Origin of the sequence: Microbacterium telephonicum (genome assembly GCF_003651225.1) — a bacterium.
Lineage (GTDB): Bacteria > Actinomycetota > Actinomycetes > Actinomycetales > Microbacteriaceae > Microbacterium > Microbacterium telephonicum.
Genome location: NZ_RCDB01000001.1, coordinates 720,459 through 745,712, shown reverse-complemented (window position 1 = coordinate 745,712; position 25,254 = coordinate 720,459). Strand labels below are relative to the sequence as shown.

At 71.6% G+C, this 25,254-nt stretch carries 21 protein-coding genes and 1 pseudogene; 10 read left to right on the top strand and 12 right to left on the bottom strand.

Features of this window, described 5'->3' with window-relative positions:
- Nucleotides 1-295: 295 nt before the first annotated feature.
- The gene (locus tag C7474_RS03635; protein WP_121057567.1) at nucleotides 296-844 is read right to left on the bottom strand and encodes a helix-turn-helix domain-containing protein; all 549 of its coding nucleotides are present in this window, start codon (nucleotides 842-844) and stop codon (nucleotides 296-298) included.
- 66 nt (nucleotides 845-910) lie between these two features.
- Here C7474_RS03635 and C7474_RS03630 point away from each other — a divergent pair, with 66 nt between their 5' ends.
- Nucleotides 911-2,461, top strand: coding sequence for an FAD-dependent oxidoreductase (locus C7474_RS03630; RefSeq protein WP_121057566.1), 1,551 nt, complete (start codon nucleotides 911-913; stop codon nucleotides 2,459-2,461).
- 167 nt (nucleotides 2,462-2,628) lie between these two features.
- Here the strand turns inward: C7474_RS03630 and C7474_RS03625 are convergent, their stop codons facing one another.
- Both C7474_RS03625 and C7474_RS03620 read right to left on the bottom strand, forming a co-directional pair.
- Nucleotides 2,629-3,270, bottom strand: coding sequence for a YdeI/OmpD-associated family protein (locus C7474_RS03625; protein WP_121057565.1), 642 nt, complete (start codon nucleotides 3,268-3,270; stop codon nucleotides 2,629-2,631).
- A gap of 30 nt (nucleotides 3,271-3,300) precedes the next feature.
- Nucleotides 3,301-4,011: an NRDE family protein gene (locus tag C7474_RS03620; RefSeq protein WP_121057564.1), complete on the bottom strand. Its 711-nt coding sequence runs from the start codon at nucleotides 4,009-4,011 to the stop codon at nucleotides 3,301-3,303.
- A 36-nt stretch (nucleotides 4,012-4,047) separates the two neighbouring features.
- Here C7474_RS03620 and coaBC point away from each other — a divergent pair, with 36 nt between their 5' ends.
- On the top strand, nucleotides 4,048-5,250 hold the full coding sequence (coaBC, locus tag C7474_RS03615) for a bifunctional phosphopantothenoylcysteine decarboxylase/phosphopantothenate--cysteine ligase CoaBC (RefSeq protein ID WP_121057563.1): 1,203 nt from the start codon (nucleotides 4,048-4,050) through the stop codon (nucleotides 5,248-5,250).
- Between the two features lie 155 nt (nucleotides 5,251-5,405).
- On the opposite strand, the gene C7474_RS03610 is transcribed toward coaBC, so the two are convergent.
- Entirely contained in the window at nucleotides 5,406-7,490 is a 2,085-nt protein-coding gene (locus C7474_RS03610; protein ID WP_121057562.1) for a glucose PTS transporter subunit IIA, read from the bottom strand.
- A 401-nt stretch (nucleotides 7,491-7,891) separates the two neighbouring features.
- On the opposite strand from C7474_RS03610, the gene C7474_RS03605 reads away from it, so the two are divergent.
- The 3 genes and pseudogenes from C7474_RS03605 (at nucleotide 7,892) to C7474_RS15130 (ending at nucleotide 9,506) form a co-directional block, all read left to right on the top strand.
- Nucleotides 7,892-8,812: an aggregation-promoting factor C-terminal-like domain-containing protein gene (locus C7474_RS03605; RefSeq protein WP_121057561.1), complete on the top strand. Its 921-nt coding sequence runs from the start codon at nucleotides 7,892-7,894 to the stop codon at nucleotides 8,810-8,812.
- A 72-nt stretch (nucleotides 8,813-8,884) separates the two neighbouring features.
- Nucleotides 8,885-9,211, top strand: a pseudogene (locus tag C7474_RS15475) (AMP-binding protein); the annotation flags it as partial.
- 76 nt (nucleotides 9,212-9,287) lie between these two features.
- On the top strand, nucleotides 9,288-9,506 hold the full coding sequence (locus C7474_RS15130; protein WP_241965116.1) for a hypothetical protein: 219 nt from the start codon (nucleotides 9,288-9,290) through the stop codon (nucleotides 9,504-9,506).
- 67 nt (nucleotides 9,507-9,573) lie between these two features.
- Here C7474_RS15130 and C7474_RS03590 read toward each other — a convergent pair whose 3' ends face one another.
- Nucleotides 9,574-14,679, bottom strand: coding sequence for a carbohydrate-binding protein (locus C7474_RS03590; protein WP_121057559.1), 5,106 nt, complete (start codon nucleotides 14,677-14,679; stop codon nucleotides 9,574-9,576).
- A gap of 463 nt (nucleotides 14,680-15,142) precedes the next feature.
- On the opposite strand from C7474_RS03590, the gene C7474_RS03585 reads away from it, so the two are divergent.
- The 3 genes from C7474_RS03585 to C7474_RS03575 all read left to right on the top strand — a co-directional run bounded on the left by C7474_RS03585 (nucleotide 15,143) and on the right by C7474_RS03575 (nucleotide 17,398).
- The gene (locus C7474_RS03585; protein ID WP_121057558.1) at nucleotides 15,143-15,577 is read left to right on the top strand and encodes a VOC family protein; all 435 of its coding nucleotides are present in this window, start codon (nucleotides 15,143-15,145) and stop codon (nucleotides 15,575-15,577) included.
- A gap of 136 nt (nucleotides 15,578-15,713) precedes the next feature.
- Nucleotides 15,714-17,192 carry an SDR family oxidoreductase gene (locus C7474_RS03580; RefSeq protein WP_121057888.1) on the top strand — a complete coding sequence of 493 codons (1,479 nt, stop codon included), beginning with the start codon at nucleotides 15,714-15,716 and terminating at the stop codon, nucleotides 17,190-17,192.
- Nucleotides 17,189-17,398: a putative acetyltransferase gene (locus C7474_RS03575; protein WP_241965082.1), complete on the top strand. Its 210-nt coding sequence runs from the start codon at nucleotides 17,189-17,191 to the stop codon at nucleotides 17,396-17,398. Before C7474_RS03580 ends, C7474_RS03575 begins: the two co-directional genes overlap by 4 nt.
- Before the next feature lie 165 nt (nucleotides 17,399-17,563).
- Here the strand turns inward: C7474_RS03575 and C7474_RS03570 are convergent, their stop codons facing one another.
- The 5 genes from C7474_RS03570 to C7474_RS03555 form a co-directional block, all read right to left on the bottom strand.
- Nucleotides 17,564-17,956, bottom strand: a complete 393-nt coding sequence (locus C7474_RS03570) for an NUDIX hydrolase (protein ID WP_121057556.1) — start codon at nucleotides 17,954-17,956, stop codon at nucleotides 17,564-17,566.
- Nucleotides 17,953-18,171: an SCO4848 family membrane protein gene (locus C7474_RS03565; protein ID WP_121057555.1), complete on the bottom strand. Its 219-nt coding sequence runs from the start codon at nucleotides 18,169-18,171 to the stop codon at nucleotides 17,953-17,955. Before C7474_RS03565 ends, C7474_RS03570 begins: the two co-directional genes overlap by 4 nt.
- A 38-nt stretch (nucleotides 18,172-18,209) precedes the next feature.
- The gene (locus C7474_RS15125) at nucleotides 18,210-18,359 is read right to left on the bottom strand and encodes a hypothetical protein (RefSeq protein WP_199692352.1); all 150 of its coding nucleotides are present in this window, start codon (nucleotides 18,357-18,359) and stop codon (nucleotides 18,210-18,212) included.
- A gap of 79 nt (nucleotides 18,360-18,438) precedes the next feature.
- Nucleotides 18,439-18,792 (bottom strand): hypothetical protein, encoded by a 354-nt coding sequence (locus tag C7474_RS03560; protein WP_121057554.1) that lies wholly within the window; start codon nucleotides 18,790-18,792, stop codon nucleotides 18,439-18,441.
- 570 nt (nucleotides 18,793-19,362) lie between these two features.
- On the bottom strand, nucleotides 19,363-21,144 hold the full coding sequence (locus tag C7474_RS03555) for a DUF2207 domain-containing protein (RefSeq protein WP_121057553.1): 1,782 nt from the start codon (nucleotides 21,142-21,144) through the stop codon (nucleotides 19,363-19,365).
- A 99-nt stretch (nucleotides 21,145-21,243) separates the two neighbouring features.
- On the opposite strand from C7474_RS03555, the gene C7474_RS03550 reads away from it, so the two are divergent.
- Nucleotides 21,244-21,678 carry a MarR family winged helix-turn-helix transcriptional regulator gene (locus C7474_RS03550; protein WP_121057552.1) on the top strand — a complete coding sequence of 145 codons (435 nt, stop codon included), beginning with the start codon at nucleotides 21,244-21,246 and terminating at the stop codon, nucleotides 21,676-21,678.
- Between the two features lie 33 nt (nucleotides 21,679-21,711).
- On the opposite strand, the gene C7474_RS03545 is transcribed toward C7474_RS03550, so the two are convergent.
- Entirely contained in the window at nucleotides 21,712-22,446 is a 735-nt protein-coding gene (locus C7474_RS03545) for an ABC transporter permease (protein ID WP_121057551.1), read from the bottom strand.
- Nucleotides 22,443-23,177, bottom strand: coding sequence for an ABC transporter ATP-binding protein (locus tag C7474_RS03540; protein ID WP_121057550.1), 735 nt, complete (start codon nucleotides 23,175-23,177; stop codon nucleotides 22,443-22,445). Before C7474_RS03540 ends, C7474_RS03545 begins: the two co-directional genes overlap by 4 nt.
- A 174-nt stretch (nucleotides 23,178-23,351) precedes the next feature.
- Between C7474_RS03540 and C7474_RS03535 the strand changes: the two genes are divergently transcribed.
- Nucleotides 23,352-25,244: an alpha-amylase family protein gene (locus tag C7474_RS03535; protein WP_121057549.1), complete on the top strand. Its 1,893-nt coding sequence runs from the start codon at nucleotides 23,352-23,354 to the stop codon at nucleotides 25,242-25,244.
- The last annotated feature ends 10 nt before the right edge of the window (nucleotides 25,245-25,254 follow it).

The window sequence follows — 25,254 nt, the reverse complement described above, 5'->3', positions numbered from 1 at the left end:
CTCGCGTTCGCATCGGCGAGCTCGCGCGGCAACCGGCGACCTCGGCGGGTCAGGCCGGGACGGCGACGGGCTCGGGGTCGTCTTCGTGGGCGGCGACGGCGTCGGGTCGGAGCCGCCCGCGGTGCGGAAGTGGCCGATCACCGACAGCAGCAGGCCGCCGACCGTACTGCCGCACCGAGCCGCCGGATCCGGTCGGCCCGGGCCCACATCCGCGAGACCTCATCTGCGCGCCGAGACCTCGGGTGCCACCCCAGGTCTCGTCCGCCCGATGAGGTCTCGCGGATTCGAGGTGGGCTCAGTGCGCGGTGCGGGTGTGGAGCTTCTCGCCGTCGGGACTGAAGATCGACACGACCTCGGCGGGCTTCGACCCGATCGCGCTGATGGAGTGCGGCGTGCGCGTGTCGAACTCCGCCGCCTCGCCGCGCTCGAGCACGAGCTCGCTCTCGCCGAGCACGAGGCGAACCCGACCACTGAGCACGTAGAACCACTCGAAGCCGTCGTGGACCCTCGGCTCCGGCGCTTCGGCCAGCGGCGGGAAGGTCACCTTGTAGGTCTGCACCGGCGAATCCTCGCGCGTGAGCGGCGCGACGACATGACCGTGCCGCGTGGTCGACGGGCGACGCACGCGCGGGTCGGCGGGTTCGGCGACCAGGTCGTCGATGCGGATGCCGAGCATCCGCGTGAGGGGGACGAGCAGCTCCAGCCCCGCCTGCCGCTTTCCCGATTCCAGCCGTGACAGCGTGCTCGCCGACATGCCCGCCCGCGACGCGAGGTCGTCGAGCGTCCAGCCCTTGGCCTGGCGCGCCGCTCGCAGCCGCGCGCCCACGAACTCGGTTCCCGCCATGCCCTACAGTTTGCCATTACCGCAAGGCTCCTTGCAATATCGACCATCACGACGGATGCTGGCGGCATGGAGATTCGAGACTGGGATGCCGTGGTCGTCGGCGGCGGGGCCGCGGGTCTGAGCGCGGCGCAGATGCTGGGGCGGGCGCGTCGGCGCACGCTCGTGATCGACGCGGGCGCGCCGCGCAACCGCTCCGCCGCGCACATGCACGGGGTTCTGGGACACGACGGGCTCGACCCCGCCGAGCTCCTCGCTCGCGGGCGCTCCGAAGTCGCGGCCTACGGCGTCGCGGTCGAGACCGGCGCGGTCGCGGCCGTCGACGACCTCGGCGACCGCCTGCGCCTGACGCGCGCCGACGGGACCGTCGACACCGCCCGTGCCGTCGTCCTCGCCGCGGGCGTCGTCGACGAGCTGCCGGCGGTCGCGGGCCTCGCCGAGCGCTGGGGACGGGATGTGCTGCACTGCCCCTACTGCCACGGTTACGAGGTCGCCGGATCCCGGCTCGGCGTGATCGCGACCTCGCCGGCGAGCGTGCACCAGATCGAGCTCGTGCGGCAGTGGAGCGACGACGTCACGGCGTTCACCGCTGCCGCGCAGCCGCTCGATCCCACGGTGAGTGCACGGCTCGCCGCCCGCGGCATCCGCGTCGTCGACGCCCCGGTGAGCGCGCTGGAGGTCTCGGAGGATCGTCTCGCGGCCGTCGTGACCGCGGACGGCGGGCGCCACGAGGTCGATGCCGTCTTCACGGCCCCCGCACCTCGGATGGAGCTGGGCTTCGCTGACTCGCTCGCACTCGCGCGCAACGCCGACATGCCCGGCGCGCCCCTCGTCGCCGACATGACGGGGGCGACGAGCCACCCGCGCGTCTGGGCGGCCGGCAACATCGTGCAGCCGTTCGGCAATGTGCCGCTGTCGATGGGGTCGGGATCGATGGCGGGCGCGGGCGCCAACGCCGCGCTCGTCGCCGAAGACGCCGCGCAGGCGGTGTCCGCTCGCCGAGCCGAGCGCAACGCGGGCTGGGAGCAGCGGTACGCCGAGAGCGACCGGTTCTGGTCGGGGCGCGTGAATGCGACGACCGCGGCCGTGGTCGCCGACCTCGCGCCCGGGGCGGTGCTCGAGATCGGCTGCGGCGAGGGCGCCGACGCGGTCTGGCTCGCCGAGCACGGCTGGACCGTGACGGCCGTCGACGTGTCGGAGACCGCGGTCGCACGCGGCGCGGCTGCCGCCGCCGCGCGAGGGCTCGCGATCGACTTCCGCGCCGTCGACGCCGTCGGTGAACTGCCCGAGGGCGAATTCGACCTCGTGGTGTCGAGCTTCCTGCACTCGTGGGAGACCGACTTCCCGCGCATCGGCATCCTGCACAGCGCCCTCGATCGCGTCGCGCCGGGCGGGCGGATGCTGGCGGTCTCGCACGCCGCACCCCCGCCCTGGGCGCGGGAGCTGCCCGCGCACATGCCTCCGATGCTCACGCCCGCCGAGGAGCTCGCGCTGCTGGGTGCGGACCCGGAGGTCTGGGAGGTCGAGCGTGCCGAGCTGGTCGCCCGCGTGACGACCGACCCGGACGGCAACCCCGCGCACCTCGACGACGGCGTGCTGCTGCTGCGCCGCCGCTCCTGAGCCGCACCCGGGCATCGAGCGGGGAGCGAAGCCGGTGCGGTTCGGGGCGTTTCGACTCGCTGCGCTCGCTCAACGACCGGGGCTTCCGGTCATTGAGCGAGGAGCGCAGCGACGAGTCGAAACGCGTCGGGCTCAGCGGGTTTCGATACGCGCGCTTCGCGCGCTACTCAACCACCGGGGGTGGAGGCCGCGGCCGCAGCGGCGGCGGCGCGGGTGAGCCAGGCGGGTGGGGTGCCGTAGCGCTGCGGCGGTATCAGTCGTCCGGCGGCGCAGTCGGCCATCAGCGCGGCCAGCCGGTCGATGCGCGTCTGCTCGCGCTTGGCCGACTGCACCCAGTTGCCCGCGAGGCGCCGGTACGACGGTGTCGCAGCATCCCAGAACGCCTGCGCCGCCGGCACAGCGGCGATCGCAGCGAGTTGATCCGCGTCGAGCTCGAGGCGGGTCTCGTAGGAGTACCCGGCCACCTCGACGTCGCGGCGCGCGTACGCGGCGAGTCCGGCGGGGCGCATCAGCCCTTCGGCGATGAGGCGCTCGACGTGCGCGATGTTGACGGCGCTCCACACCGACCGAGGCTTGCGGGGCGTCCACCGTTGGCGCCGTGCGGCGTCGTCGATGCGGTAGCTCGTCGAGTCGATCCATCCGAAGCACAGCGCCTCGACGACCGCGTCCTCCCAGGTCAGCCCGCGCCGCGGGTCGCCCTTGCGGTAGAGCCCCATCCACAATTCGGTCGCGGTTTCGTGGTTCGCCTCGAGCCAGGCGCGGAACTCCGCGGCATCCGCGAAGAACACCACCGTCGGTTCATCGGCCATGGCCGCGACGCTAGCACCCGCCTCGGACGCTCAGCGCAGGCTGAGGCGGTTCCAGGCGCCGGGCTCGTCGAACTCGCCGTAGAGCACGCGGGCGCCGGCCGCGTCGATCGACGCGGCGCAGGCGAGCAGCGTCAGGGTCGGGTAGCCGAACGGACGGTTGTCGCGCACGATCGCCCGGTCGTCGACCGGGCCGACGGCGCTCGTGCGCTCGAGGGTGTCGAGCCACGGCTCGTACCAGCGCTCCCCCGGCCCCGGGGCGGCGAATGCGCTGCGCCACGCCGTGATCCGCGCGGTCGCCGGATCGTCGACGTCGTCATGGGCGATCATGTGGATGCCGGACTCCAGCGCCACCGTGCGGACACCGTCTCCGTCCCACATGATCACGCGCGCACCCTGCGCATCGGCCTCGACGAGGTTGAACCCGTGGGTGCGGGGTGACCCCGACGGCCGCGTGCCGGCGATGGCGTCGAGCACGACGTGCCCGCGGGAGTCGAGCGGCGCACCGTCGTCGGGGATCTGATCGGCGCGGTTCAGGATCACGGCGACCCGACCGGCCGCGGGATCGGCCGCGAGCCAGGCTCCGCCCGCGCGACGGTCGCGCACCCCGATCACGCCGGGGTACGCTTCGGGCCAGCTCTCACCGAGGGCGTCCCACGCGCGGCCCGGGTCTTCGTCGCGCACCGCGAGCAGCCGCACCGGGTCGCCCGCGACCTCGGGGACGTGGACGATCACCGTGCACATGGGTGGGCCTTCCTGCTCGCATGGGAGGATCGGAGCATGTTCGTCGTCATCGGTGTCACGGGCGGGATCGCCGCGTACAAGTCCGTCCAGCTCGTGCGCACCCTGGTCACGAACGGTCACGAGGTGCACGTTGTTCCCACCGACGACGCGCTGCGGTTCGTGGGGACCGCCACCTGGGAGGCGGTCAGCCGCCATCCTGTCACGACTTCGGTGCACGACGACGTCGCCGAGGTGCGCCACGTCGCGCTCGGCACCCGGGCCGACTTGGTCATCGTGGCGCCCGCGACGGCGAACACGCTCGCGAAGATGGCGGCCGGCATCGCCGACGGCCTGCTCGGCGTCACGCTGTTGGCGACGACGGCGCCCGTCGTCGTCGCCCCCGCCATGCACACCGCGATGTGGGAGCACGCCGCGACGCAGGCCAACATCCAGACGCTGCGGGCACGCGGCGTGCACGTCGTCGGTCCCGCCGACGGACCGCTCACCGGCGGCGACTCCGGTCCGGGGCGGATGGTCGAGCCTGACGTCATCGCCGCCGCCGCACTCGCCGCGGCTCCCGGGCGCGCAGATCTCGCCGGGCTCCGCGTCGCCGTCTCGACCGGCGGCACCCGCGAGCCGATCGACCCCGTCCGCTTCCTCGGCAACCGCTCGAGCGGCAGGCAGGGCACCGAGCTCGCCGTCGCGGCCGCCGACCGGGGCGCCGACGTGCGCCTCGTCGCGGCCCACGTCGACGACGGGGTGCTGGATGCCGCCGCGCGGCATCCGCGGATCACCCTCGAGCGGGTCTCGACCGCGGCCGAGCTGCAACGGGCGATGACGGATGCCGCCGCCGCAGCCGATGTCGTGGCGATGGTCGCGGCGGTCGCCGACTTCCGGGTCGCCGAGGTCGCGCACGAGAAGCTGCGCAAGGAGGACGGCGTCGCCGGTCTCGACCTCGTCGAGAACCCCGACATCGTCGCGGGTCTGGTCGCCGCCCGCCGCGACGGGCAGATCGTGGTCGGCTTCGCGGCGGAGACCGCCGCCGACGACGCCGAGCTGCTCGAGCGCGGCCGCCGGAAGCTCCGCCGCAAGGGCGTCGATCTGCTCGCCGTGAACCGCGTCGACTGGGATGCCGGGTTCGAGTCGGCCGGCAACCGCGTCGTGCTGCTGGATGCCGGCGGCGACGTCGTCTCGGACACCGACGGCACCAAGCGCGAGGTCGCCGACGCGATCTGGGACGCCGTCGCGTCCCGCCGCTGACGCCGCGGCATCCGCCGAACCCTCTGCCTTGGGCCGAACCCTCACTCCCCAGGCGCCCTGGGACCGAGGGTTCGGCCTGAGACCGAGGGTTCGCGCCCGGCACCCTGCGCACGACGAAGCCCCCGCCGTCGGGCGGGGGCTTCGTCGAAGAGGGGTCAGCCCTTCTTCTGGATGTCCAGGAGCGGCGCGCCCGGCGTGGTGGGGCCGAGCTCGACCGGGTCGACCGTGTCGAAGGTGTCGCCGTTGAGGACGATCACCGGCGTGATCAGCGGGTACCCCGCCTTCTCGATCACGGCACGGTCGAAGGTCACCAGCGGGGTGCCGACATCGACCTGATCGCCGTTCTTGACCTTGACATCGAAGCCCTCACCCTTCAGGTTCACCGTGTCGATGCCGACGTGGATGAGGATCTCGGCGCCGTTGTCCAGCTGCAGGCCGAACGCGTGACCGGTCGGCTGCGCCGCGACGACGACACCCTTGCCGGGCGCGAAGACGGTGTCACCGGTCGGCTCGATCGCGACGCCCGGACCCATCACGCCGCCGGCGAAGACGGGGTCGGGAACCTGGTCGAGCGCGACGACGGTGCCCTCGAGCGGGGAGGCGACCTGCACGAGCTCGCCCACCGCCTCGGTGCGCTCGGCGACGGCCGTCGCGGTCGCCGCACCGGTCGCGGTGGCCGCGCCACCGGTCGTGACACCGGCGACGGGAGCGGCGGTCGAGGCTGCGGCACCCGCGCCGGCACCCGCCGTCGCGGCAGCGGCCTCGGCGGGCACCTTGTCCTTGTAGCCCGAGAAGATCACGAGGAGCATCGCGACGGCGAACGCCGCGAGCACCGCGATCAGGTACAGGCCGATCGGGTCGAAGGCCGGGATCGTCAGCAGCGACGTGAAGACGAACGCCTGCGTCGTGATGCCGTTGGGCAGGCCGAGGACCAGCGAGCCGATGCCGATGATGAGACCACCGGTGAGGCAGCCCACCAGCATCCGCGGGTAGATCCGCTTGAAGCGCAGGTGAATGCCGTACAGCGACGGTTCGGAGATGCCACCGAGCAGACCCGCCGCGAGCGCACCCGTCGCGGTCTGCTTCATGTCCTTGTCCTTCTCACGCCACGCGAGGAAGAGCACGCCGGCCGTCGCGCCGAAGCACGCGAAGTTCCACGCGCCCATGGGGCCCTGGATGAAGTCGTAGCCGAGGGTCTGGATGTTCAGCAGCATGATCGCGTTGATCGGCCAGTGCAGACCCAGCGGCACCATGAACGGGTAGGCCAGCGGAATGATGATCGCGAAGATGAACGGTGAGAACGTGTTGATCGCCGCGAGCGCGCTCGCGAGGCCGGCGCCGACGTACACGCCGATCGGGCCGATGAGGAACGCCGTGAGCGGGATCATGACGAGCATCGCGAGGAACGGCACGAAGATCAGCTGCAGGTTCGCCGGGATGATCTTCTTGAGTCCCTTGTAGACGAGGCCGAGCACCGCCGCCATGAGCAGGGGCGGGAAGACCTGCGACGAGTAATCCGCGATCGGCATGGGCAGACCCCACACCTGGACGATCGCGACCTGCGCCTGCTCGAACCCGAACAGTGCGGTCTTCTCGACGCCGGCGCCGAGACCCGTGAATCCCGGGAGCATGAGCACGGCCATGATCGCGAAGCCGACCCACGGGTCGGCGCCGATCTTCGCCGAGGCGTTGTAGGCGACCATCAGCGGCAGGAAGACGAACACGCACTGCCACATGAGGTTGACGAACGCCCACGACGGGTCGAGCGTGACGCCGGGCGCGTTCCAGGCCGGGATGACACCGAGCGTGGCCATGAGCGCCATGAACGTGATGAACAGCGACGCGCCCAGCAGCGCACCGAGGATCGGGCGGAACGAGTCGGAGAGGTACTCGAACAGCGTGTCGATCCACGCGACCTTGCCGCGCACCCCCTTCTCGCGCTCGCGCTTCTTGATGTCGTCGATCGACTCGGCCGAGGCGGCGCCGCCGCCGGCCATGGCGGGGAGGGCGTTGATCTCGTTGAAGACGGTCTGCACGGCGCCGCCGATGACGACCTGGAAGCGGTCGCCGGCCTGCGGGACGGCGCCCATGACGCCGGGGATCTTCTCGATCGTCGCCTTGTCGGCCTTCTCGCCGTCGGCGAGCTGGAAGCGCAGGCGCGTGGCGCAGTGCGTGAGGCTGACGACGTTGCCGGCGCCTCCCACGCCCTCCAAGATGTCTGCTGCGGTGTTGGATGCCATGGTCTGCTCCCTGAGCTCCTCTTCCTGGGTAACGCCTGTGATCGCGACTCTATACCGGTGCGGTAGCGCGCATAAGGGCTTGCGGATGTGGTCGTACCACACAACAATGGCGCCTCGACCGGAGGGATTCCGAACGCGGCGCCGTGTTTTTGGACCTCGTCGACCCTAGTCGACCGGAACCGGTTCCAGAACCACGCCGCACCTCCACTCCGACGGCGTGAGGGCGCACGCAGGCCGCCCCCACACCCCGGATCAGGACTTTTCCTCGACACCGCTCACACGGGGCGTCCAGGAAGAGTGGAGGTTTCGTCCAGAACCGCCCGGCAGACTCGGGGACTTGTGTCCGCCCGAGGGCACACGCCGGCACCATTCGAGTCGGTTCCGCTGACCCGAAAGACGTCATGCCCAGAACACTCCGCCCTGCCCGTCGCGCCCTCCTGCCCACCGCCCTCGCGGTCGCCGTCGGCGCCTGCATGATCGGCGGAGTCTCCGTCGCGTACGGCGCCGAGTCGTCGCAGCCGACGATGCAGCGCGCCGCATATGCGGCCCCGGCCCCGACCTCGTTCGCCCCCTTCCTCACCGCCGACGACGCCGACCCCCTCCGATCCGCGCTGAGCGTCGCGAAGGACCCGAACGCCCTCACCCAGGCGCAGGCCGCCCTCGACGACGCGACCGCCGCCCAGCAGGAGGTCGCCGCATCCGGTGTCGCCGTCGACGGCGCCACCACGATCGACACCGCCGCCCTCAGTGACGGCATCGCCAAGCTCGCGTCGATCGAGGCGAACCCCGCGCTGCTGACCGCAGACCCGACCGACCAGACGATGGCCGACATGGGCACCGTCGTCGCCGCGACCGCCGACCTGCGCTCCCGCCTGCAGGCCGCCAAGGATAAGAAGGCCGCCGAAGAAGCCGCGGCCGCCGCGGCCGCAGCCCAGGCCGCCGCCGCCGCGCAGGCCGTCTCGACCACGAAGAGCTCCGGTGCGTCGGCATCCGCGCCCGCCGTCGGCCCGATCATGGCGGGCGACCCGCGCGCGATCGGCCGCGAGCTCGCCGCGAGCCAGTACGGATGGGGCGAGGACCAGTTCGCGTGCCTCAACAGCCTGTGGCAGAAGGAGTCCGGCTGGAACCCGGCCGCGCACAACAGCAGCTCCGGCGCCTACGGCATCCCGCAGGCCCTGCCCGGCAGCAAGATGGCCTCGGCCGGCGCCGACTGGCAGACCAACCCCGCGACGCAGATCACCTGGGGTCTCGGCTACATCGCCGGCCGCTACGGCACCCCGTGCGGCGCGTGGGGCCACTCGCAGTCCACCGGCTGGTACTGAGCGCCACCGGAGCACCGCCCAGAAGGGGCCGGTCGGGATCATCCCGACCGGCCCCTTCGCCGTTTCCATCCGATGCGGGCCCCGCTCCGAACAGGAGTGGGGCATGCACGAGCGCGCCCTCGGTGTCAAGGGTCCGCTCCGGTGCCGCGACCGCGGTCGCGGCGCCCTAGGGTCGACGAGAGCCTCGCACCGCGTGCGGCGGAATTCGCGGTGGAGGTGCGCGCCCTCGCGAAGGGACTCATGGCCGTGGGCGTGTCCGCCTCGGATGCGGTGGCCATCATGGCGCCGACCCGCTACGAGTGGGCCGTGGCCGACCTCGCCGCCTGGTTCGCCGGCGCCGTCGTCGTCCCCGTGTACGACTCCTCCTCCGCCGCGCAGGTCGCCGCGATCGTCGGCGACGCCGACCTCGAGGCGCGTCGCACGGGCGCGGCACTCGACGACCCCGCCACGATCGTCTACACCGAAGTCGGGCGACCTGCCGCTCGCGATCGCCGACGGGGCGCTCGCGTTCGACGACGTCGTCGGCACCGTCGGCGAGGTGCTCGCCGGTGTCTGCCGTGGCCGCCGCTCGGACGAGGAGATCACGCTGTTCGACTCGGTCGGGATCGGAGCGCAGGACCTCGCCGTCGCCGACGTGCTGATCCGCGCCGACCGCGCCCGCGGCATCGGCACCGAGATCGATCTGAGCCTGTGACCCCTGAGCCGCCACGACGGCCGGGGCCGCCCTCACGGAGAGGACGGCCCCGGCTGCCGTGCGGTGATCAGCTCCGGCAGGAACCGGCGAGCGCCCACGGACCCCACGGCTGATCCGTCGGGATCTGGTTGCGGGTCCACCACTGGGCCGTATAGATGCGGCCCTCGTGCACGACTTTCTCGCCGCCGGTGTAGATCGCGGATGCGGTCCACTTCGGCAGGTCGCCCTCGGTGCACGAGACGGTGACGCCGACCTCGGCCCACGGCCCGTAGGGCGATGCGCCCGGCGCCTGGCCCTGCGTCCACCACTGCGCGGTGTAGAGCCGCCCGTCGTGCAGCACCTGCTGACCGGAGAGGTAGATGGCCGTCAGCGTCCAGGCCGGCACCACCTGGCGCCACTGCGCGTGCAGCGTCACCGCGGTCGCCGACCGGTCGCCCTTCGCGAGGTCTGCCACCGTCGCCCCCGCCTCGAGGTCGACGCCGGAGCCGTCGGCCGCGGTGTTCCAGCCCTCGAACGCGTACCCGACCCGGGTGGGCTCGCCGGTCGGAACCTCGACGGCGTCGCCCCAGAACAGGCCCGCCTGCGTGCCCGGGAGCGCGCCGGAGCCTCCGGCCAGGTCGAATCCGACCCGGTACGCGCCGGCCGTGACCGCCGCCCACGACAGCATCGGGGACTGCGCGTTCTTCGCGACGAGCGCGATCGAGACCGGCCCCTCCGCGGCGAGCTCGACGTCGTACGACAGCACCCGGCCGGGGGTTCCCGCATCCAGGGTGATCGTGTCGACGGTGCGGCTCTCGCCGTCGGCGGTGATGACGACGTCGGCGGTGCGGGCGTACTCGGGCCACCAGCTGCGCGAACCGGCGGTCAGGGTGTAGCGCCCCGCCGGCAGCGTGAACTGGTAGCCGACCCGCGCACCGACCTGGTTGGCCGTGTAGAGCCCGGTCGTCGTCGTCTTGTCGAACGGCCCGGCGACGACTCCCTTGTAGGAGACGGATGACGCACCGGCGGCGTTGCGGGCGAAGTGCCCCCACGTCCGGTCACCGGTGAGCGCCTGGTCGGGCACGTCGTTCTGCAACGCGCCGACGAGGCCTCGGATCGCACCGTACGCGGGCGAGTCGTAGCCGAGCGCCGACGTCGCCGTCTTGTTGACGTCGCCGAAGGCGATCACCCCGCGCGGCACCACCTCGACCCGGGCCGACGTCGTCACCGAACCGTGCGTGCCGGTGACGACGACCGTCTTCCAGGCCGTGTCGTACGTGGCATCCGCCCAAGCGATCTCGACGTCGACGGTCGAGCCGTCGTCGAGGGTCGCCGCGAGCGTCTCCGGCAGCGCCGGCGCCTCGCCGACGAACGTCGCGAGCACGGGCTGCGCGAGGCTGACGATGCGGGAGGCGAGCGGGTGGGACGCCCCGTCGATACGTGCGACGAGCTGGCGGGCACCCTCGGCATCGAGCCGGAAGGCGGCCGGGTCGGCGGCGGCGCGCGCCCCCGCGGCCACGGCTGCCTGCAGCATCGCCCACGTCTCGTCGGTGAAGGCGTCGCTGCGCTCGATCGCCGCCCCGGCGGCGGCCGCGTCGGCGACCTCGCCCGCATCGGCGACGCCCGTCGCGCCGGTCTCGGCGACTCCGACCGCGTCGACGTTGAGCGTGCCGGCGACCACGGCGAGGCGCACGGTGTGCGTGCCCCATTCCAGTCCCCGCAGGCTGAACACCTTCTGGAACTGCCCGGTCGCCTGCGTCTTCTGGTTGGCGGCGATGCGCACCCCGTCGACGTAGACGTCGACGACGGCCGATCCGTCGTTCTGGCCGATCACGTCGAGCCCCGACCCGGTGAAGGTGTACGAGACGCCCGCGCCGGCCGCCGTGTTGCGGGAGCTCGACCGCTGGTACTCGAACATGCCGCCGCCGTTGACGTGGCTCCACGCGCCGTCGTAGGCGAGCTTCACGACCGCCGGGTCGGCGAGGTCGTGCATCTCGAGGCCGTCGAGGTACTCGGTGTAGTACGGCAGGTATCCGTCCACCCGTTCGATGACGAGGTCGTCGAACGACGTGTGGTGGAAGCCGCTGGCGAGGTCGACCCAACCCGAGAGGAACGCGTTCGGGTCGGTCCACGAGAACACCTCGGTGCCGTCGATCGAGCCGGAGATGGTCTCCCCCGCCGCCGTGATCGACAGTTCGTGCGTCACGGCGGCGTCGAAGCCGGCGAGTGTGCCGGAGGCGACGGTGGCCCCCATCCGCAGGAACGTCCACGTGCCGGTGCCGGCCAGGCGAAGGGCGTAGGCGGTACCGCCGATGTTGTGCGAGGTGCCGCCGCCGCTGGAGCGGGCGCCGATCGCCGCGTAGTCGTCGGATGCCGTAGACCCGAGTTCGACGTCGACGGTGGCGCGGTAGTTGGTCCAACGCCGGTCGCCGACCGCCGTGATCGGGTCGCCGCCGTTCCAGGCGCCGCCGACGCCGGTCTCGGCGCGGTCGAGCTGCTGGCGCAGCACCCACTCGTCACCGTCGCGGTAGGCCTCGAAGGTGCCGTTGCGGTCCCACGTGTACAGCGGGATGGCGCCGGTCTCGCCGCCGCGCGAGGCGACGAAGTCCTCGGTCTCGCCGGTGTACCCGCCGCCCTCGGCCACGACGGGCACGGTGCGGTCGGTGTAGTCGAAGTCGTCCTGCCAGAGCACCCCGGCCTGCGGGTCGGCGTCGAGCACGGTGCGCTCGCCCTCGACCGGCAGCGGCGTGGTCCACCCGTCGTCGCCCGTGACGTCGAGCGAGGTCACGGTGACGATCGAGTACGGCTGCACGGTGACCGTGTATGCGCCGGCCGCGCCGGCGGTCACATCCCCGACGTGGCGCTTGTAGTTGGCGTCGAACGCCTCGCCGTCACCGGCGGCACGGGTCTCCCACACCGAGAGCGCGTCGGTCGCCGACAGGTCGAAGCCCTCGGGCGTGATGCGGTACGTCTTGGCGTACTCCGAGTCGTTGACGACGACGGTGGAGAACGCCGACGCGTCGGGGGCGGCGAGGGTCATGTAGTTCGCCGAGCCGTTGCGGCCGTTGACGGGGTTCGTCCCGGTCGCACCGGCCGAGCTCGCCGACGGCACCGCGCGCCAGATTCCGGCGTCGTTCTGCTCGGACTCCCAGCCCGTCTCGGCGAAGCTCGAGAAGTGCTGCAGCACGGCGAGCCCGCCGTCGAAGTGCATCCACCCCGACCACGGGTCACGGGCGCTGACCAGCTCCTTGAAGGAGTACTGGCCGCCCTCGTAGAACGAGCCGATCGCCGGCTGGTAGATGAAGTGCGTGCGGTTCGAGTTGACGAAGCCCTTGACGATCGTGTTCGCCATCTCGAGGGGACCGCCGGTGCCGCCGATGCCGGTGCCCACCGTCTGCGGGTCGGTCATCGTGTTGTTCTGCCGGTAGGAGGTGTTGCTGAAGGTGGCCTGCGCCTCGCTGTTCCACACCTCGACGTCGTATTGCTGGGCGAGCTTCTTGAAGCTTCCCGCGGCGTCGTCGTCGGTGTTGTAGTGGAATCCGGCTACCGAGACCGCATCGCGCAGCGACGCGTCGGCGACCATCTCGTCGCCGAAGGTTCCGGTGCCGACCTCGTCGGAGATGACGATCTCGATCGCGTTGTACAGCGACCGCTCGGTCTCCGAGGCGAAGCCCTCGGCATCCGTGCGCACCCGGTTCGCGTAGTCCTTCGTCCACGCGAGATCGGCGGTGTGCTCGTTCACGCCCGGGTTGACGTACCCGATCATGTAGCCGTACTCGCGATAGGCGGCGAGGATCGTCTCCTTGTACCAGCCGTAGATCTCGTCGTTCGTGTCGGCCCACGCCGGCGCGTTCCACCGCAGGATCGACACGGCGAGGTCGGGGTTGAGCTTGCGGGCGTCGGCGGCGAGCTGGAAACCCGGGTTGCGCAGCACGTTGGCCGGCTCGTCGGCGGTGCGCTTGGTGGCGGCATCCGACCCGGTGGAGTTGTTGCGGTCGTTGCCCATCTCGATCTTGACGTGGTTCATGATCGGGTGCTCGCCGCCGAAGAGCACGTCGAGCAGCTGGGCGTAGGACTGCGGATGCTGCGCCTTGTAGTCCATGAGCACCGCACTGGTGCTGTTGGCGCTGAGCACGCCGAAGCCCTTGAAGGTGAGTCCGTTGACGTTGTCGGCCGCGATGTCGGCGGCGTCGACGGTGACGTCGACGTAGTCGGGGACCGCTGCGATCGCATCGTCGATGGCCGCCTCGGCGTCGCCGGACGCGACCGCGAACCAGCTGAGCACGGGCGCCTCCCCGCTGGAGCGGACGTAGTCGAGGGTGACGTCGGTGGCGCCGGCGGGGATCGTGAACGCGTCGGTGGAGACAAGACGGCTCGGTGCGGCACCCGCCGCGGTCGACAGCGTCGCGGTCTCGAGCGGCGTGGAGACGGCGGTGCCGTCCAGTGTGTAGCCGATGGTCGGCACGATGCCGCGGGTGCGGGCCTGCGATCCCGCGTAGAACTCCCAGAAGCCGCTGGAGAGTGTGTAGGTGCCGGCGTCGAGGCTCAGCCGGTGGCTGATCTTCGTGCCGTTGGTGCGCACGCCCAGCTCGTCCTTGCCGAGGGCGGCGAGGTCGGCGCCGGTGGCCGGGTCGCCGCCGGCGACGCTGATCTTGTGGTTGTTGCCGGCGGATGCGGTGGCGGCGGGGTCGGAGGTCCAGCCCCAGTCGGTGGTGGCGGCGTCGTAGCGCTGGTCGGGCACCGCGTTGCGCAGGGTCTCGGCGGCGAGAGTGGCCGCCGCATCGTATGGACCGGACGCCGTCTGGATCGTCGAGTACCAGCGCGTCTGGGAGTCGCCGCCATGCCCGGCGTCGACGAAGTACACGAGGGGGTTCTCCGCCGGCGGCAGCACCTCGACCGACGCCGTCACGGTCTGCCCGGCCGCCGTTCCGCGGATCTGCACCGTCTCGTACGGCACGGCGAAGCTCGCCGCGTCGAACGCCCACGCGACGCCGTGGCTCGTGGATCCGTCGTCGAGGGTCGCCGGCAGCGACGTCTCGGCGAGCTCGTCGGCGCCGAGGTAGGCGGCGGCGCGGACCGTCGTGGGCAGGGCGGCCGATGCCGGCGCCGCGGCGATCAGGGTCACGCCGGAGGCGACGAGTGCGACGGCGGTCCCCATGCCGAGGGCACGGCGGGTGATCCGTTTCGGATGCACGGTGGTTCCTTCCTCAGTGAAGACCGGCACGACTGCGTGCCGGGGCCGGCGCCCGAGCGCCCGTCCACTTCTGGATGATCACGACTGCGCGAAGTGGTGTCAACATGGTTCTTTTTGATCGCTTTCCGCGGGCGTCGATGGCGAAACCACGCCGCAAAGGGGATCGGGTAGCCTCTCGCGAGGTGATCGTTTGTGATCGCTCGGCGCGCCGACCGGCGCGGGGCGCACGGATTTCCGGGGTCGCCGCCTGCCCATCGTGAGGCGCGCGTGGTGTCGCTCGGGCTCACGTCCGGCCACCCCGCGATCGCGCGTCGAATCGCCGTCGACCGCGCGCTGCGAGGCGCCCGTTACCTTTTCGTTACAGAACCGAGCCGGAACGATCACCTGTCCGCCGGTCGCCGACCGACGCCGTGTCGGAACCCCCGCCTACCGTGGGCGCACCGGCTCGATGAGGAGGACCGACATGAACACGCTCGGCAACATCACCTTCTACGCCGACGATCCGCCCGCGCTCGCGCGGTTCTGGAGCGCCGTCTTCGGGTACCCGCCGCAGGAGTGGGCGGAGCCGCTGCGCTCCCAGCTGCTGGCGAGCGGGCTGACGGAAGACGACCTCGACAAGCGCGGGCTGGCCGAAGACCCCACGGGCGTCGGTCCGCGTCTCTTCTTCCACCATGCCGACGGTGGGAAGACCGGCCGCAACCGCCTGCACCTCGACATCACCGTGCAGTCGCGCGACGGCGACGACCGCCCGCGGCCCGACCTCCTGGCCGAGAAGAAGGACCGCCTCGTGGCCCTCGGAGCGAGCGTCGTGCGCCTCGTCGAACAGTCGTGGGGCCCGTGGCCTGAGCACTACTGGCAGCTGCGCGACCCGGAGGGCAACGAGTTCTGCCTGCAGTGACGCGGATGCCGTCCCGTCGGCACGCTCGAGCATCCAGGGGCCGTCCGTCGACCGCGGAGTAGAATCCCGTGTGCCTTCCGACCAGTCCACCGCCGCTTCCTCGACCGAGGAGACCGCCGCACCGGACGGCGGAAGCATCGCCCCCGGCGCCGTCGACGACGCCCCCGCACCGAGCGGCATCGATCCCGCCGAGCTCGAGATCACTCTGCGGGTGCTGCGCGACCTGTCACTCGTCGATCAGACCCACCCCGATTTCGTCGCCGTGCGCCGTGCCACGGCCGCCATGTTCAAGGCGACCAAGAAGGAGCGTCGCCGCGAGCTGCGCGAGGCGATCGCCGCCGCCGACCGCGCCGTCGTCGCCGCGACGGCGACCGGGGCGCCCGACCGCATCGACGACGAGACCCGCGGCATCCCGATCAGCTCGAACACGACCGCGCCGACGGCCGGCACCCTGCTCAAGCCGCGCCCCTGCTACATCTGCAAGCAGCTCTACACCGTCGTCGACGCGTTCTACCACCAGCTGTGCCCCGACTGCGCGGCCATGAGCCACGCCAAGCGCGACGCGCGCACCGACCTCAGCGGCAAGCGGGCGCTGCTCACGGGCGGCCGCGCGAAGATCGGCATGTACATCGCGCTGCGGCTGCTGCGCGACGGCGCACACACCACCATCACGACCCGCTTCCCGCGGGACGCGGTGCGGCGCTTCTCGAGCCTCCCCGACGCGGCCGACTGGATCGACCGGCTCAAGATCGTCGGCATCGACCTGCGCGACCCCGCGCAGGTGATCGGGCTCGCCGAAGACGTCGCCGCCGCTGGCCCCCTCGACATCCTCATCAACAACGCGGCGCAGACCGTGCGGCGCTCCCCCGGCGCCTACCAGCCGCTCGTCGACGCGGAGCTCGCACCGCTGCCGAACGGCCCGCTGCCGCAGCTGGTCACCTTCGGCCACACGAACGACCCGCACCCGCAGGCTCTCGCCCAGTCCGTCGCATCCCACCCCGTGCTGGCGGCCGCGGCATCCCGGGCCGACGAGCTCACCGAGCAGGCGATGGCCGCGGGATCGAGCTCGCTCGAGCGGCTGCACGCCGGCACCGCCATCGACGCCGGCGGACTGATCCCCGACCTGCACGACACCAACTCGTGGGTGCAGGGCGTCGACGAGGTCGAGCCGATCGAGATGCTCGAGGTGCAGCTGGCCAACACGACCGCGCCGTTCATCCTCGTCTCGATGCTGCGACCGGCCCTGCGCGCCAGCGCCGCCCGGCGCACCTACATCGTCAACGTCAGCGCCATGGAGGGCGTGTTCGGGCGAGGCTATAAGGGCCCCGGGCATCCGCACACCAACATGGCCAAGGCCGCCGTCAACATGCTGACCCGCACGAGCGCGCGGGAGATGTTCGAGACCGACGGCATCCTCATGACCAGTGTCGACACCGGGTGGATCACCGACGAGCGCCCGCATCCGACGAAGATCCGCCTCGCCGAGGAAGGCTTCCACGCCCCGCTCGACTTGGTCGACGGCGCGGCGCGGGTGTACGACCCGATCGTGCGCGGCGAGGCCGGCGAAGACCTCTTCGGCGTGTTCCTCAAGGACTACGCCCGCAGCGCGTGGTGACCGACCTCGTCCCTGGAATGCGGGTCGTCGTCCGCTACATCCTGCCGACCGGGCAGGCGACAGACGCGCTCGGGGAGCTTCTGTCGATCGACGACACGGAGCTCGTCGTCGACGGCAAGCGGGGGCGGGAGCGCGTCCCCCGCGGCGCGGTCATCGCGGCCAAGCAGGTGCCGCCGCCACCACCGCCGCGCCCGCGGCTCCCCTGACCGAGCACCCCACCCCCTTCCGGTCGTTGAGCGAGCGGCGCGAGTCGAGACGCGCGAGCGGCCCGGGGCGTTTCGACTCGTCGCTGCGCTCCTCACTCAACGACCGGAAGCGCCCGCACCCCACCCCCGGTCGTTGAGCGAGTGCAGCGAGTCGAAACGCCGCACTCAGCGCAGGAAGTACTCGCGTGCGAGCGGTGCGATCTCGATGTCGTCGGCATCCGACCGCCGCGCCCACCGCAGCTCCTCGATCTCGGCGGCGATGACGGGCTCGGCGTCCCCGATGTCCGCGACGAACACATCGGCGACGACGACGAACCCGGGCTCGTTCGCCGCATGCGCCCGGTACTCGCCGAGCGGACGCAGGTGCGCCGGATCGAGGCGGATGCCGATCTCCTCATCGAGCTCTCGCGCGAGGGTCTGCGCGGCGTCTTCGCCGGGCTCCGGCTTGCCGCCCGGCTGCATGAACGCGGTCGTTCCGCGCTTGCGCACCAGCAGCAGCCGGTCGTCGGCGTCGAGGATGACCGCCGCCGATACGCGGATCTCCCGCGCGTGCGTCACGAGCCCACCAGCACCAGCACGCCGCCGACAGCGGAGGCCGCGGCGAGCACGAGCGCGATCGTGATGAGCACGACGTGCACGCGGTAGAACGCGGTGCGCGTGCCGTCGGCGGCGCGGGCGCGCGGGTCGTTCGCGATGCGCGGGTAGAACCGCGGCCAGACGACGGCGTTGAACAGGGCGTTGGCCAGCAGCAGAACGGCGGCGAGGACGGTCACCCTTCGATCGTACGGTCGCGGTGCGCGGGCGACCCCGCTCAGGCCGCGGGGTTGTCGGGGTCGAGGGTCTTCAGCATCTGCTCCTCGGCCGCGTTGTCGGCGTCGAGCTGCTCTTCGGTCGTCTCGTCGCCGCCGAGCGGAGCGTCGTCGGCGTTGTCATCCCGGCGCGGGTCGTGCGGTGTGCTCATGGCACCGACGCTACGCCGATGCCCGCGAGGATCCAGCCCCTTGACGGGCTCGGGGTTCCGGCCCCGCCCGCCGATCGCGTCAGCTGCGGAAGAAGGCGTTCGCCTTCTGCGAGAACAGCAGGATGAGGCCGATGAGCGGCAGGATCGCGCCGCCGATGCCCTGCCAGAACTGGCCGCCGAACAGCAGGGTCAGCGCGCCGAGCAGGTTCAGGGCGAACAGGATCGCGGTCAGGATGCGCGCCCAGTTGCGCCCGCCGAACAGGCCGAAGCTCACGATGATCGTCAGGATGCCGAACACGATGATGAAGGGGCCCGCCCAGATCGAGGTGCCGCCGGGGAGGATCGAGAAGATCCCGACGAGGATCTGCCAGAGCCCGTTCAACCACGCGATGATCGCGACGAGCGTGACGCCGAAGGGACGATTGCCGGCCATGGGAGCCTCCGATCAGGTGGGCGACGGTCCGCCCGGGGCTTCAGTGTCCCACTCTCGGCGGTCCCGGGTCGAGGAATCGGACGGGGAGTTCCGCGATCGACAGTCCCGACTCCGCCACGAGGCGGGGATATGTCCCTCGCCAGTCGGCTTCGGCGGGTTCGCGCGCCGTCAGGGGTGACGAAGCGACTGGTGAGCGTGTTCGTCCCGTCCGACTGCCGCGCACCAGTCACCTGTGGTGACTTGACGGGCCGCCAGGTGTGCCGAAGCGACTGGCGACTGCGCGGTTCCTGGATCCGTGGGACGCCCATCGACGACCGCGACCGCGAACATCACGATGCGCCGCTGAGACGCCTTCGGGCGGCCGTTTCTATGGACCCGCAGAGAGTCACGAAAAGATAACGGAAAAGGCTTGTCTCCCGTTATCTTTCCGTTATAGAGTGCTCGCACGGTAGTTGTTTTGCTGTGGCAGCTACCGGCATGTGATTGCAGGACACTCTTGGTGCAAAGGGACAAGGGCCGGTCGGAAGCCTCTCCGACCGGCCCTTACTTTTCGCCCGTTGGCCTGGGGTTTCAGACGCCTCCGCCTCCTCCGCCGCCACCGCCGCCTCCCGCGCTCCCGCCGCCGCTCGACCCGCCCGACGTCGACGACGACGCCGTCGCCGCAGCCGACAGCGAGCCGATGCCCCCGGCGAACGACGACGCGTCGAAGGCACCGGTACCGACGTACCAGTGAGGCGCCGTCACGCCGGTCGCGGCGTACAGCACGACCAGCTGCTTCGACCACTGCTTCTCCTGCCCGAAGACCACCGCGTACGGCAGGAGCGTCTCGTAGAGGTGCAGCATCTGCCGCGGGTCGTCGGTATCGACGGCGACGCGCTCGGCGCCGCCCGGCGACTGCAGCATCCGGATGCGGTCTGCCTCAGCCCAGCGGATGAACTCCTCCAGGCCGCGCAGGTGGTCGCGCGCCTCGGCGCCCGCGGCCGTCAGCGGCGACCGGAAGACGACCGCCACTACGACCGCCACCCCCGCCACGCCGACACCGATCAGCGCGAAGATCAGCCAGGAGTCGACCCCGGTCTCGCCCGCGACGAGGCCGAACACGAACGTGCCCACGAGCGAGAGGGCCGCCAGCAGCAGCGGCCACACCCGCGTCCACGTCGACACCCGGCGCCGCAGCCCGCGCTCGAGCAGGTCCTTGCCGGCCGCGCTCAGGATGCCGCCGGCCGCCTGCGAGAACCGGGTGTCCTGCGTGCCGAACTCGTACCGGTCGCCCGGGGCTCCCGTCGGGAACAGCCCGTCCAGCAGCATCCGCCCGTCGCGGTCGGCGCGTTGCGGGTCGACGAGCTCGGCGACCAGCGGGGTGCCGCCCCAGCGCTTCTTCTCCCCCTCGAGGATGCGGATCGACCCGACGACCGCCTGCTCGAGCACCTCGGCGGGGATCGCCTTCGTCGGACGGCCCAGCAGCACCGCCGCTTCCAGCGCGTCGACGTCGCGCGGCGCGGTGTATTCGGCCACGATCGTGGCCCGGCCGGGGGCGTCGGCGAGCGCGCCGCGGCGCAGCACGATCGCGCCGATCAGCGCGACGAGTGAGCCGAGTGCGGCGACGACCTGCGCCCACGACCACGGCGACGCGGCGTAGGAGGTGTCGAACACAGTGAACGCGCCGTCCTCGAACCCCACCGCGAGGGTGAGCGTCTGCGACGGCGCGAGACCGGCCGCGCGCGCCTCGATGACGACGCCGTCGCCCGCCGCATCCGACACGATGCCGTCGCAGGGCTCGGTCGCGCCCTGCGGACCGCGATAGCACGCCATGTCGCCGGTGAGCTGTTCGGCCAGGTCGGCCGTCAGATGCAGCCGCGCCGTGACCTCTCCGAACGGCTGCGCCCACTGCACGCCGTTGACGTCCCAGTTGAATTCGAGGCCCGTGTCGGGGAAGTCCCACGTGACGTTCTCGGCCGTGTAGGTGATGACGTAGGTCTGCACGCCGTGCACGTACCCGTCGCCCGCCGAGACGACGCCGAGCGCGTCGCCGTCCTCTTCCGTCTCGAACGGGCGGGGCGCGCCGGTCTCGTCGGTCACGGAGACGATCTCGGGGTTCATGGGCTGCCCGTTGTACTCCACGGGGATCAGACGCCGGATGCCGCGGTTCTGGTCGGTGTCGGGAAACCGTGCCACGAGCGTCTCGACGACCGTCATCCGGCTCGATCCGTCGGCGGCGCGCTCGAGGGTGTAGTCGGCCTCCATCCGATCGAACGTGAAGTCGTCGACGTCGGCTGCGGCGGGAGACGCGAGCAGCACGGATGCGGCGAAGGCGAGGAGCAGGGCGGCGAGCACACGTGCAGGTCGGACCATGCCGCCAGCCTAGGGTCCGGCCGTCGGGCCGCGTCCCGACCGGCCCGCGCACGGCCCGTGCGCCCCGGGCGTTCCCATGCGCGCGACTACACTGGCGCCATGACCGACCGACGCCTCGCCATCGCCGCCTGGGAGAGCCTCTTCCGCGCGCAGCACGAGGTGCTCGGGCAGATCAGCGGCGATTTCGACGACGAGGGCCTGTCGCAGGCGGAGTACGACGTCCTGCTCACCGTCACGCGCGGCGAGGGCAAGTCGGCGCGGCTGCGCGACGTCACCTCGAACATGCTCATCAGCCAGCCGAGCGTGTCCCGGCTGGTCGACCGCATGGTCGCCCGAGGACTCATCACGAAGTGCCCCGACCCCCGCGACGGCCGCGGTGCGATCGTGACGGCGACGGATGCCGGGGCCGCCGCGTTCCGCGTGGTCGCCCTCGCGCACGGGCAGTCGATCGCCCAGCGCATGTCGGTGCTCACCGACGACGAGCTCGCGCAGCTGCGCGAACTCACCGGGAAGCTGCGCGGCCGACGCCGCTGATCGCGGCGGAGGCGCTGATCGCACCCGCGGGATTCAGGGCGTGCGTCGCCGCAGCGTCAGCGAGGCGAGCACGAGGGAACCGACGGCGAACGCGCCCACGATCAGCACGGGACGCCACAGGTCCCAGCCGTCGTCGCCGGCGGCGACCGCGTTCACCGCGTCGATCGCGTAGCTCAGCGGCAGCCAGTCGCTGATCGCGTGCAGCACATCCGGCATCTGGTCGCGCGGCATGAACAAGCCGCCGAGGATGATCTGCGGGAACACGAGCACCGGCATGAACTGCACCGCCTGGAACTCGGTGCGCGCGAACGCGCTCGCGAGCAGACCCAGCGCGGTGCCGAGCACGGCATCCACGACCGCGACGAGACCGAGTTGCCAGACCGGGCCGTCGACGTCGAGTCCGCACACGAGCACCGCGAAGGTGACGGTGACGATCGCCTGCAGGGTCGCCATGAGGCCGAAGGCCAGGCCGTAGCCGATGATGAAGTCGGGCTTGCCGAGCGGGGTGGTCATGAGGCGCTCGAGCGTGCCGCCGCGGCGCTCGCGCAGCGTCGTGATCGAGGTGATGAGGAACATCACGACGAACGGGAACAGCGCGAGGATCGCACCGCCGAACTGGTCGAAGACGCCGTCCTGGTCGCTGAACAGCCACGCGAAGAGTCCGACGAGCAGGCTCGGCGCGACGAGCATGAGAGCGATCGACCGCGGGTCGTGGCTGAGTTGGCGCAGCACCCGCCCGGCGGTGGCGAGCGTGCGGATGCCGCTCATGCCGCGTCCTCGCCGTGGGAGTGCGCATCGCGCCGCACAAGTGCGAGGAAGGCGGCATCCGGGTCGGGCGCGCCGGTGTCGGCGAGCAGCTTGGCGGGGGTCGTGTCGGCGATGAGACGTCCGTCGCGCAGCAGCAGGAGGCTGTCGCAGCGCAGCGCCTCGTCCATGACGTGGCTCGACACCAGCAGCGTCGCCCCCGCGTCGGCGAGACCGCGGAAGACGTCCCACAGCTCCGCCCGCAGCAACGGGTCGAGCCCGACGGTCGGTTCGTCGAGCACGATCAGCTCGGGGCGGCCGAGCATCGCGACGGCGAGCGAGACGCGGTTCTCCTGACCGCCGCTGAGCGAGGCGACGGTCTGGTGCGTCTGCGCCGCGAGACCGACCTGCGCGATGACGCGGTCGATGTCGGCGGCATCCGCGCCGATGAGCCGGGCGAAGTACCGCAGGTTCTGGCGCACCGTGAGATCGCCGTACACCGACGCGCCCTGGGTGTCGTAGGCGACGCGGTGACGCAGCGCCGGGCTGCTGGCGGGCCGGCCCAGCACTGTCACCGTGCCGCCGCCGATCTTCTGCACGCCGACGATCGACCTGATCAGGGTGGTCTTTCCGCATCCGGAGGGGCCGAGCAGCCCCGTGATCGCCCCGGCGGCGATCTCGACGTCGATGCCGTCGAAGACCGTGGTCGAGCCGCGGCGCACCCGCAGCCGGCGCACCTCGACCGCCGCGGTCATGACTGCGGCTTCGTCGCTTTGCCGTCGAGCCAGAGCGTGTCCGACGCGTCGCTGAGATATGCCTGGAACGACATCCGCGTTTCCTCCGTCCGGGCCGAGACCGGCCTCTCCCCACACAGCATGGCACCGCGAGACCGCCACCGCCTACGCTGGAATGCGAGGGAAGGACCACACATGACCTCGCTGAGCACGATCGACGCCGACCGGGCGGCCGCCCTCACCGCGGCAGAGAGCGCGGGCCGCGTCGACGACGACTTCCTGACGCGCTTCGACGCCGTCTTCCCCCGCCTGCATACGCTGTTCTCCCGCCTGTACGGCGTCCGGCCCGACGGCGGTGACGCGCTCGCCCAGGTGATCGCGCGGGCCTCTGCGTCGTGGAATGCGCGGCCGCTCGATCTCAAGGTGGGCGGCAACCGCCGCGCGGAGGACCCGGACTGGTTCCAGTCCGAGCGGATGCTCGCCGGCGTCTGCTACGTCGACCGCTACGGCGGCAACCTCGCCGGCATCCGGGACCAGATCCCCTACTTCCGCGAGCTCGGGCTCACGGTGCTGCACCTCATGCCCCTGTTCGACGTGCCGGAGGGCGGCGACGACGGCGGTTACGCCGTGTCGAGCTACCGGCGCGTGAACCCGAGACTCGGCACGATGGCGCAGCTCACCGACCTCGCGGCGGAACTGCGGCTCGCGGGCATCTCGCTCATGCTCGACTTCGTCTTCAACCACACCGCCGACGACCACGAGTGGGCCCGGAGCGCGGTGACCGGCGACGAGGCGCAGCGCGACTTCTACCTGATCTTCCCCGACCGCGAGATGCCCGACCGGTTCGAGCAGACCACGCGCGAGATCTTCCCCGACGACCACCGCGGCTCGTTCGTGCCGCTGCCGGACGGACGCTGGGTGTGGTCGACGTTCCACCACTACCAATGGGACCTGAACTACGCGAACCCGTGGGTGTTCGACGCGATGGCGGGCGAGATGCTGTTCCTCGTCGACCAGGGCGTGGAGCTGCTGCGGATGGATGCCGTCGCGTTCATCTGGAAGCGCCTCGGCACGGCGTGCGAGTCCCTCCCCGAAGCCCACCTGCTGCTGCAGGCGTTCCACGAGGTGCTGGCCCTCGCGGCGCCCGGCACCGTGTTCGTGTCCGAGGCGATCGTGCACCCCGACGAGGTCGTCGCCTACCTCTCCCCCGACGAGTGCGAGATGTCGTACAACCCGCTGCAGATGGCGTTGACGTGGGAGGCGCTCGCGACCCGGGACGGGCGGATGCTGCAGCAGGCGCTCGAGCGCCGTCACGCGCTGCCGTCGGGGACGGCGTGGCTGAACTACGTGCGCAGTCACGACGACATCGGCTGGACGTTCGCAGATGAGGACGCCGCCGAGCTCGGCATCGACGCGTTCGGGCACCGGCGCTTCCTGAACGCCTTCTACACCGGCGGCTTCGATGGCTCGTTCGCGCGGGGCGTGCCGTTCCAGCAGAACCCCGACACCGGCGACGCGCGGGTCGCCGGCACGACCGCGTCTCTCGCGGGCATCGAGACCGACGACCCGCGTGGCGTCGACCGGGTCGTGCTCGCCCACGCGCTCGCGTTCTCGACCGGAGGGGTGCCGCTGCTGTACCTCGGCGACGAGGTCGCGCAGCTCAACGACTACTCCTACACCGACGATCCCGTGCGGCGCGGCGACGCCCGCTGGGTGCATCGCGCCAACCGGCCGCGCGACCGGTACGCGCAGCGCGACGACACGTCGACGGCCGCAGGCCGCGTGTTCGGCTGGCTGACCCGCCTCATCGCGGTGCGGCAGGCGACGCCGGAATTCGGCGGCAACGCGCTCATCGGATTCGGCACCCCGCATCCGTCCGTCGTGGGCTTCCAGCGACCGGGTCAGGACGGCGGTGTCGTGCTGGTGCTCGCCAACGTGGGCGACGAGGCCGTGCCGATCGACCCGGTCGTCTTCAGCGGCTTCGCGCCGGAGGCCGTCGAGATCGTCGACGAGGTGGCGCTCGATCTGAGCGAGGGCCTCACCCTGCCGCCGCTCGGCTTCGCCTGGCTGCGCGTGAAGCCCCGCTGAGCCCGGCGCT

Excerpts from the sequence above, each read along its gene's own strand:
- C7474_RS03635 (WP_121057567.1), bottom strand. The coding sequence starts at position 844 with ATGGCGGGAACCGAGTTCGTGGGCGCGCGGCTGCGAGCGGCGCGCCAG.
- C7474_RS03630 (WP_121057566.1), top strand. The coding sequence starts at position 911 with ATGGAGATTCGAGACTGGGATGCCGTGGTCGTCGGCGGCGGGGCCGCG.
- C7474_RS03625 (WP_121057565.1), bottom strand. The coding sequence starts at position 3,270 with ATGGCCGATGAACCGACGGTGGTGTTCTTCGCGGATGCCGCGGAGTTC.
- C7474_RS03620 (WP_121057564.1), bottom strand. The coding sequence starts at position 4,011 with ATGTGCACGGTGATCGTCCACGTCCCCGAGGTCGCGGGCGACCCGGTG.
- coaBC (WP_121057563.1), top strand. The coding sequence starts at position 4,048 with ATGTTCGTCGTCATCGGTGTCACGGGCGGGATCGCCGCGTACAAGTCC.
- C7474_RS03610 (WP_121057562.1), bottom strand. The coding sequence starts at position 7,490 with ATGGCATCCAACACCGCAGCAGACATCTTGGAGGGCGTGGGAGGCGCC.
- C7474_RS03605 (WP_121057561.1), top strand. The coding sequence starts at position 7,892 with ATGCCCAGAACACTCCGCCCTGCCCGTCGCGCCCTCCTGCCCACCGCC.
- C7474_RS03585 (WP_121057558.1), top strand. The coding sequence starts at position 15,143 with ATGAACACGCTCGGCAACATCACCTTCTACGCCGACGATCCGCCCGCG.
- C7474_RS15125 (WP_199692352.1), bottom strand. The coding sequence starts at position 18,359 with ATGAGCACACCGCACGACCCGCGCCGGGATGACAACGCCGACGACGCT.
- C7474_RS03560 (WP_121057554.1), bottom strand. The coding sequence starts at position 18,792 with ATGGCCGGCAATCGTCCCTTCGGCGTCACGCTCGTCGCGATCATCGCG.
- C7474_RS03555 (WP_121057553.1), bottom strand. The coding sequence starts at position 21,144 with ATGGTCCGACCTGCACGTGTGCTCGCCGCCCTGCTCCTCGCCTTCGCC.
- C7474_RS03550 (WP_121057552.1), top strand. The coding sequence starts at position 21,244 with ATGACCGACCGACGCCTCGCCATCGCCGCCTGGGAGAGCCTCTTCCGC.
- C7474_RS03545 (WP_121057551.1), bottom strand. The coding sequence starts at position 22,446 with ATGAGCGGCATCCGCACGCTCGCCACCGCCGGGCGGGTGCTGCGCCAA.
- C7474_RS03540 (WP_121057550.1), bottom strand. The coding sequence starts at position 23,177 with ATGACCGCGGCGGTCGAGGTGCGCCGGCTGCGGGTGCGCCGCGGCTCG.
- C7474_RS03535 (WP_121057549.1), top strand. The coding sequence starts at position 23,352 with ATGACCTCGCTGAGCACGATCGACGCCGACCGGGCGGCCGCCCTCACC.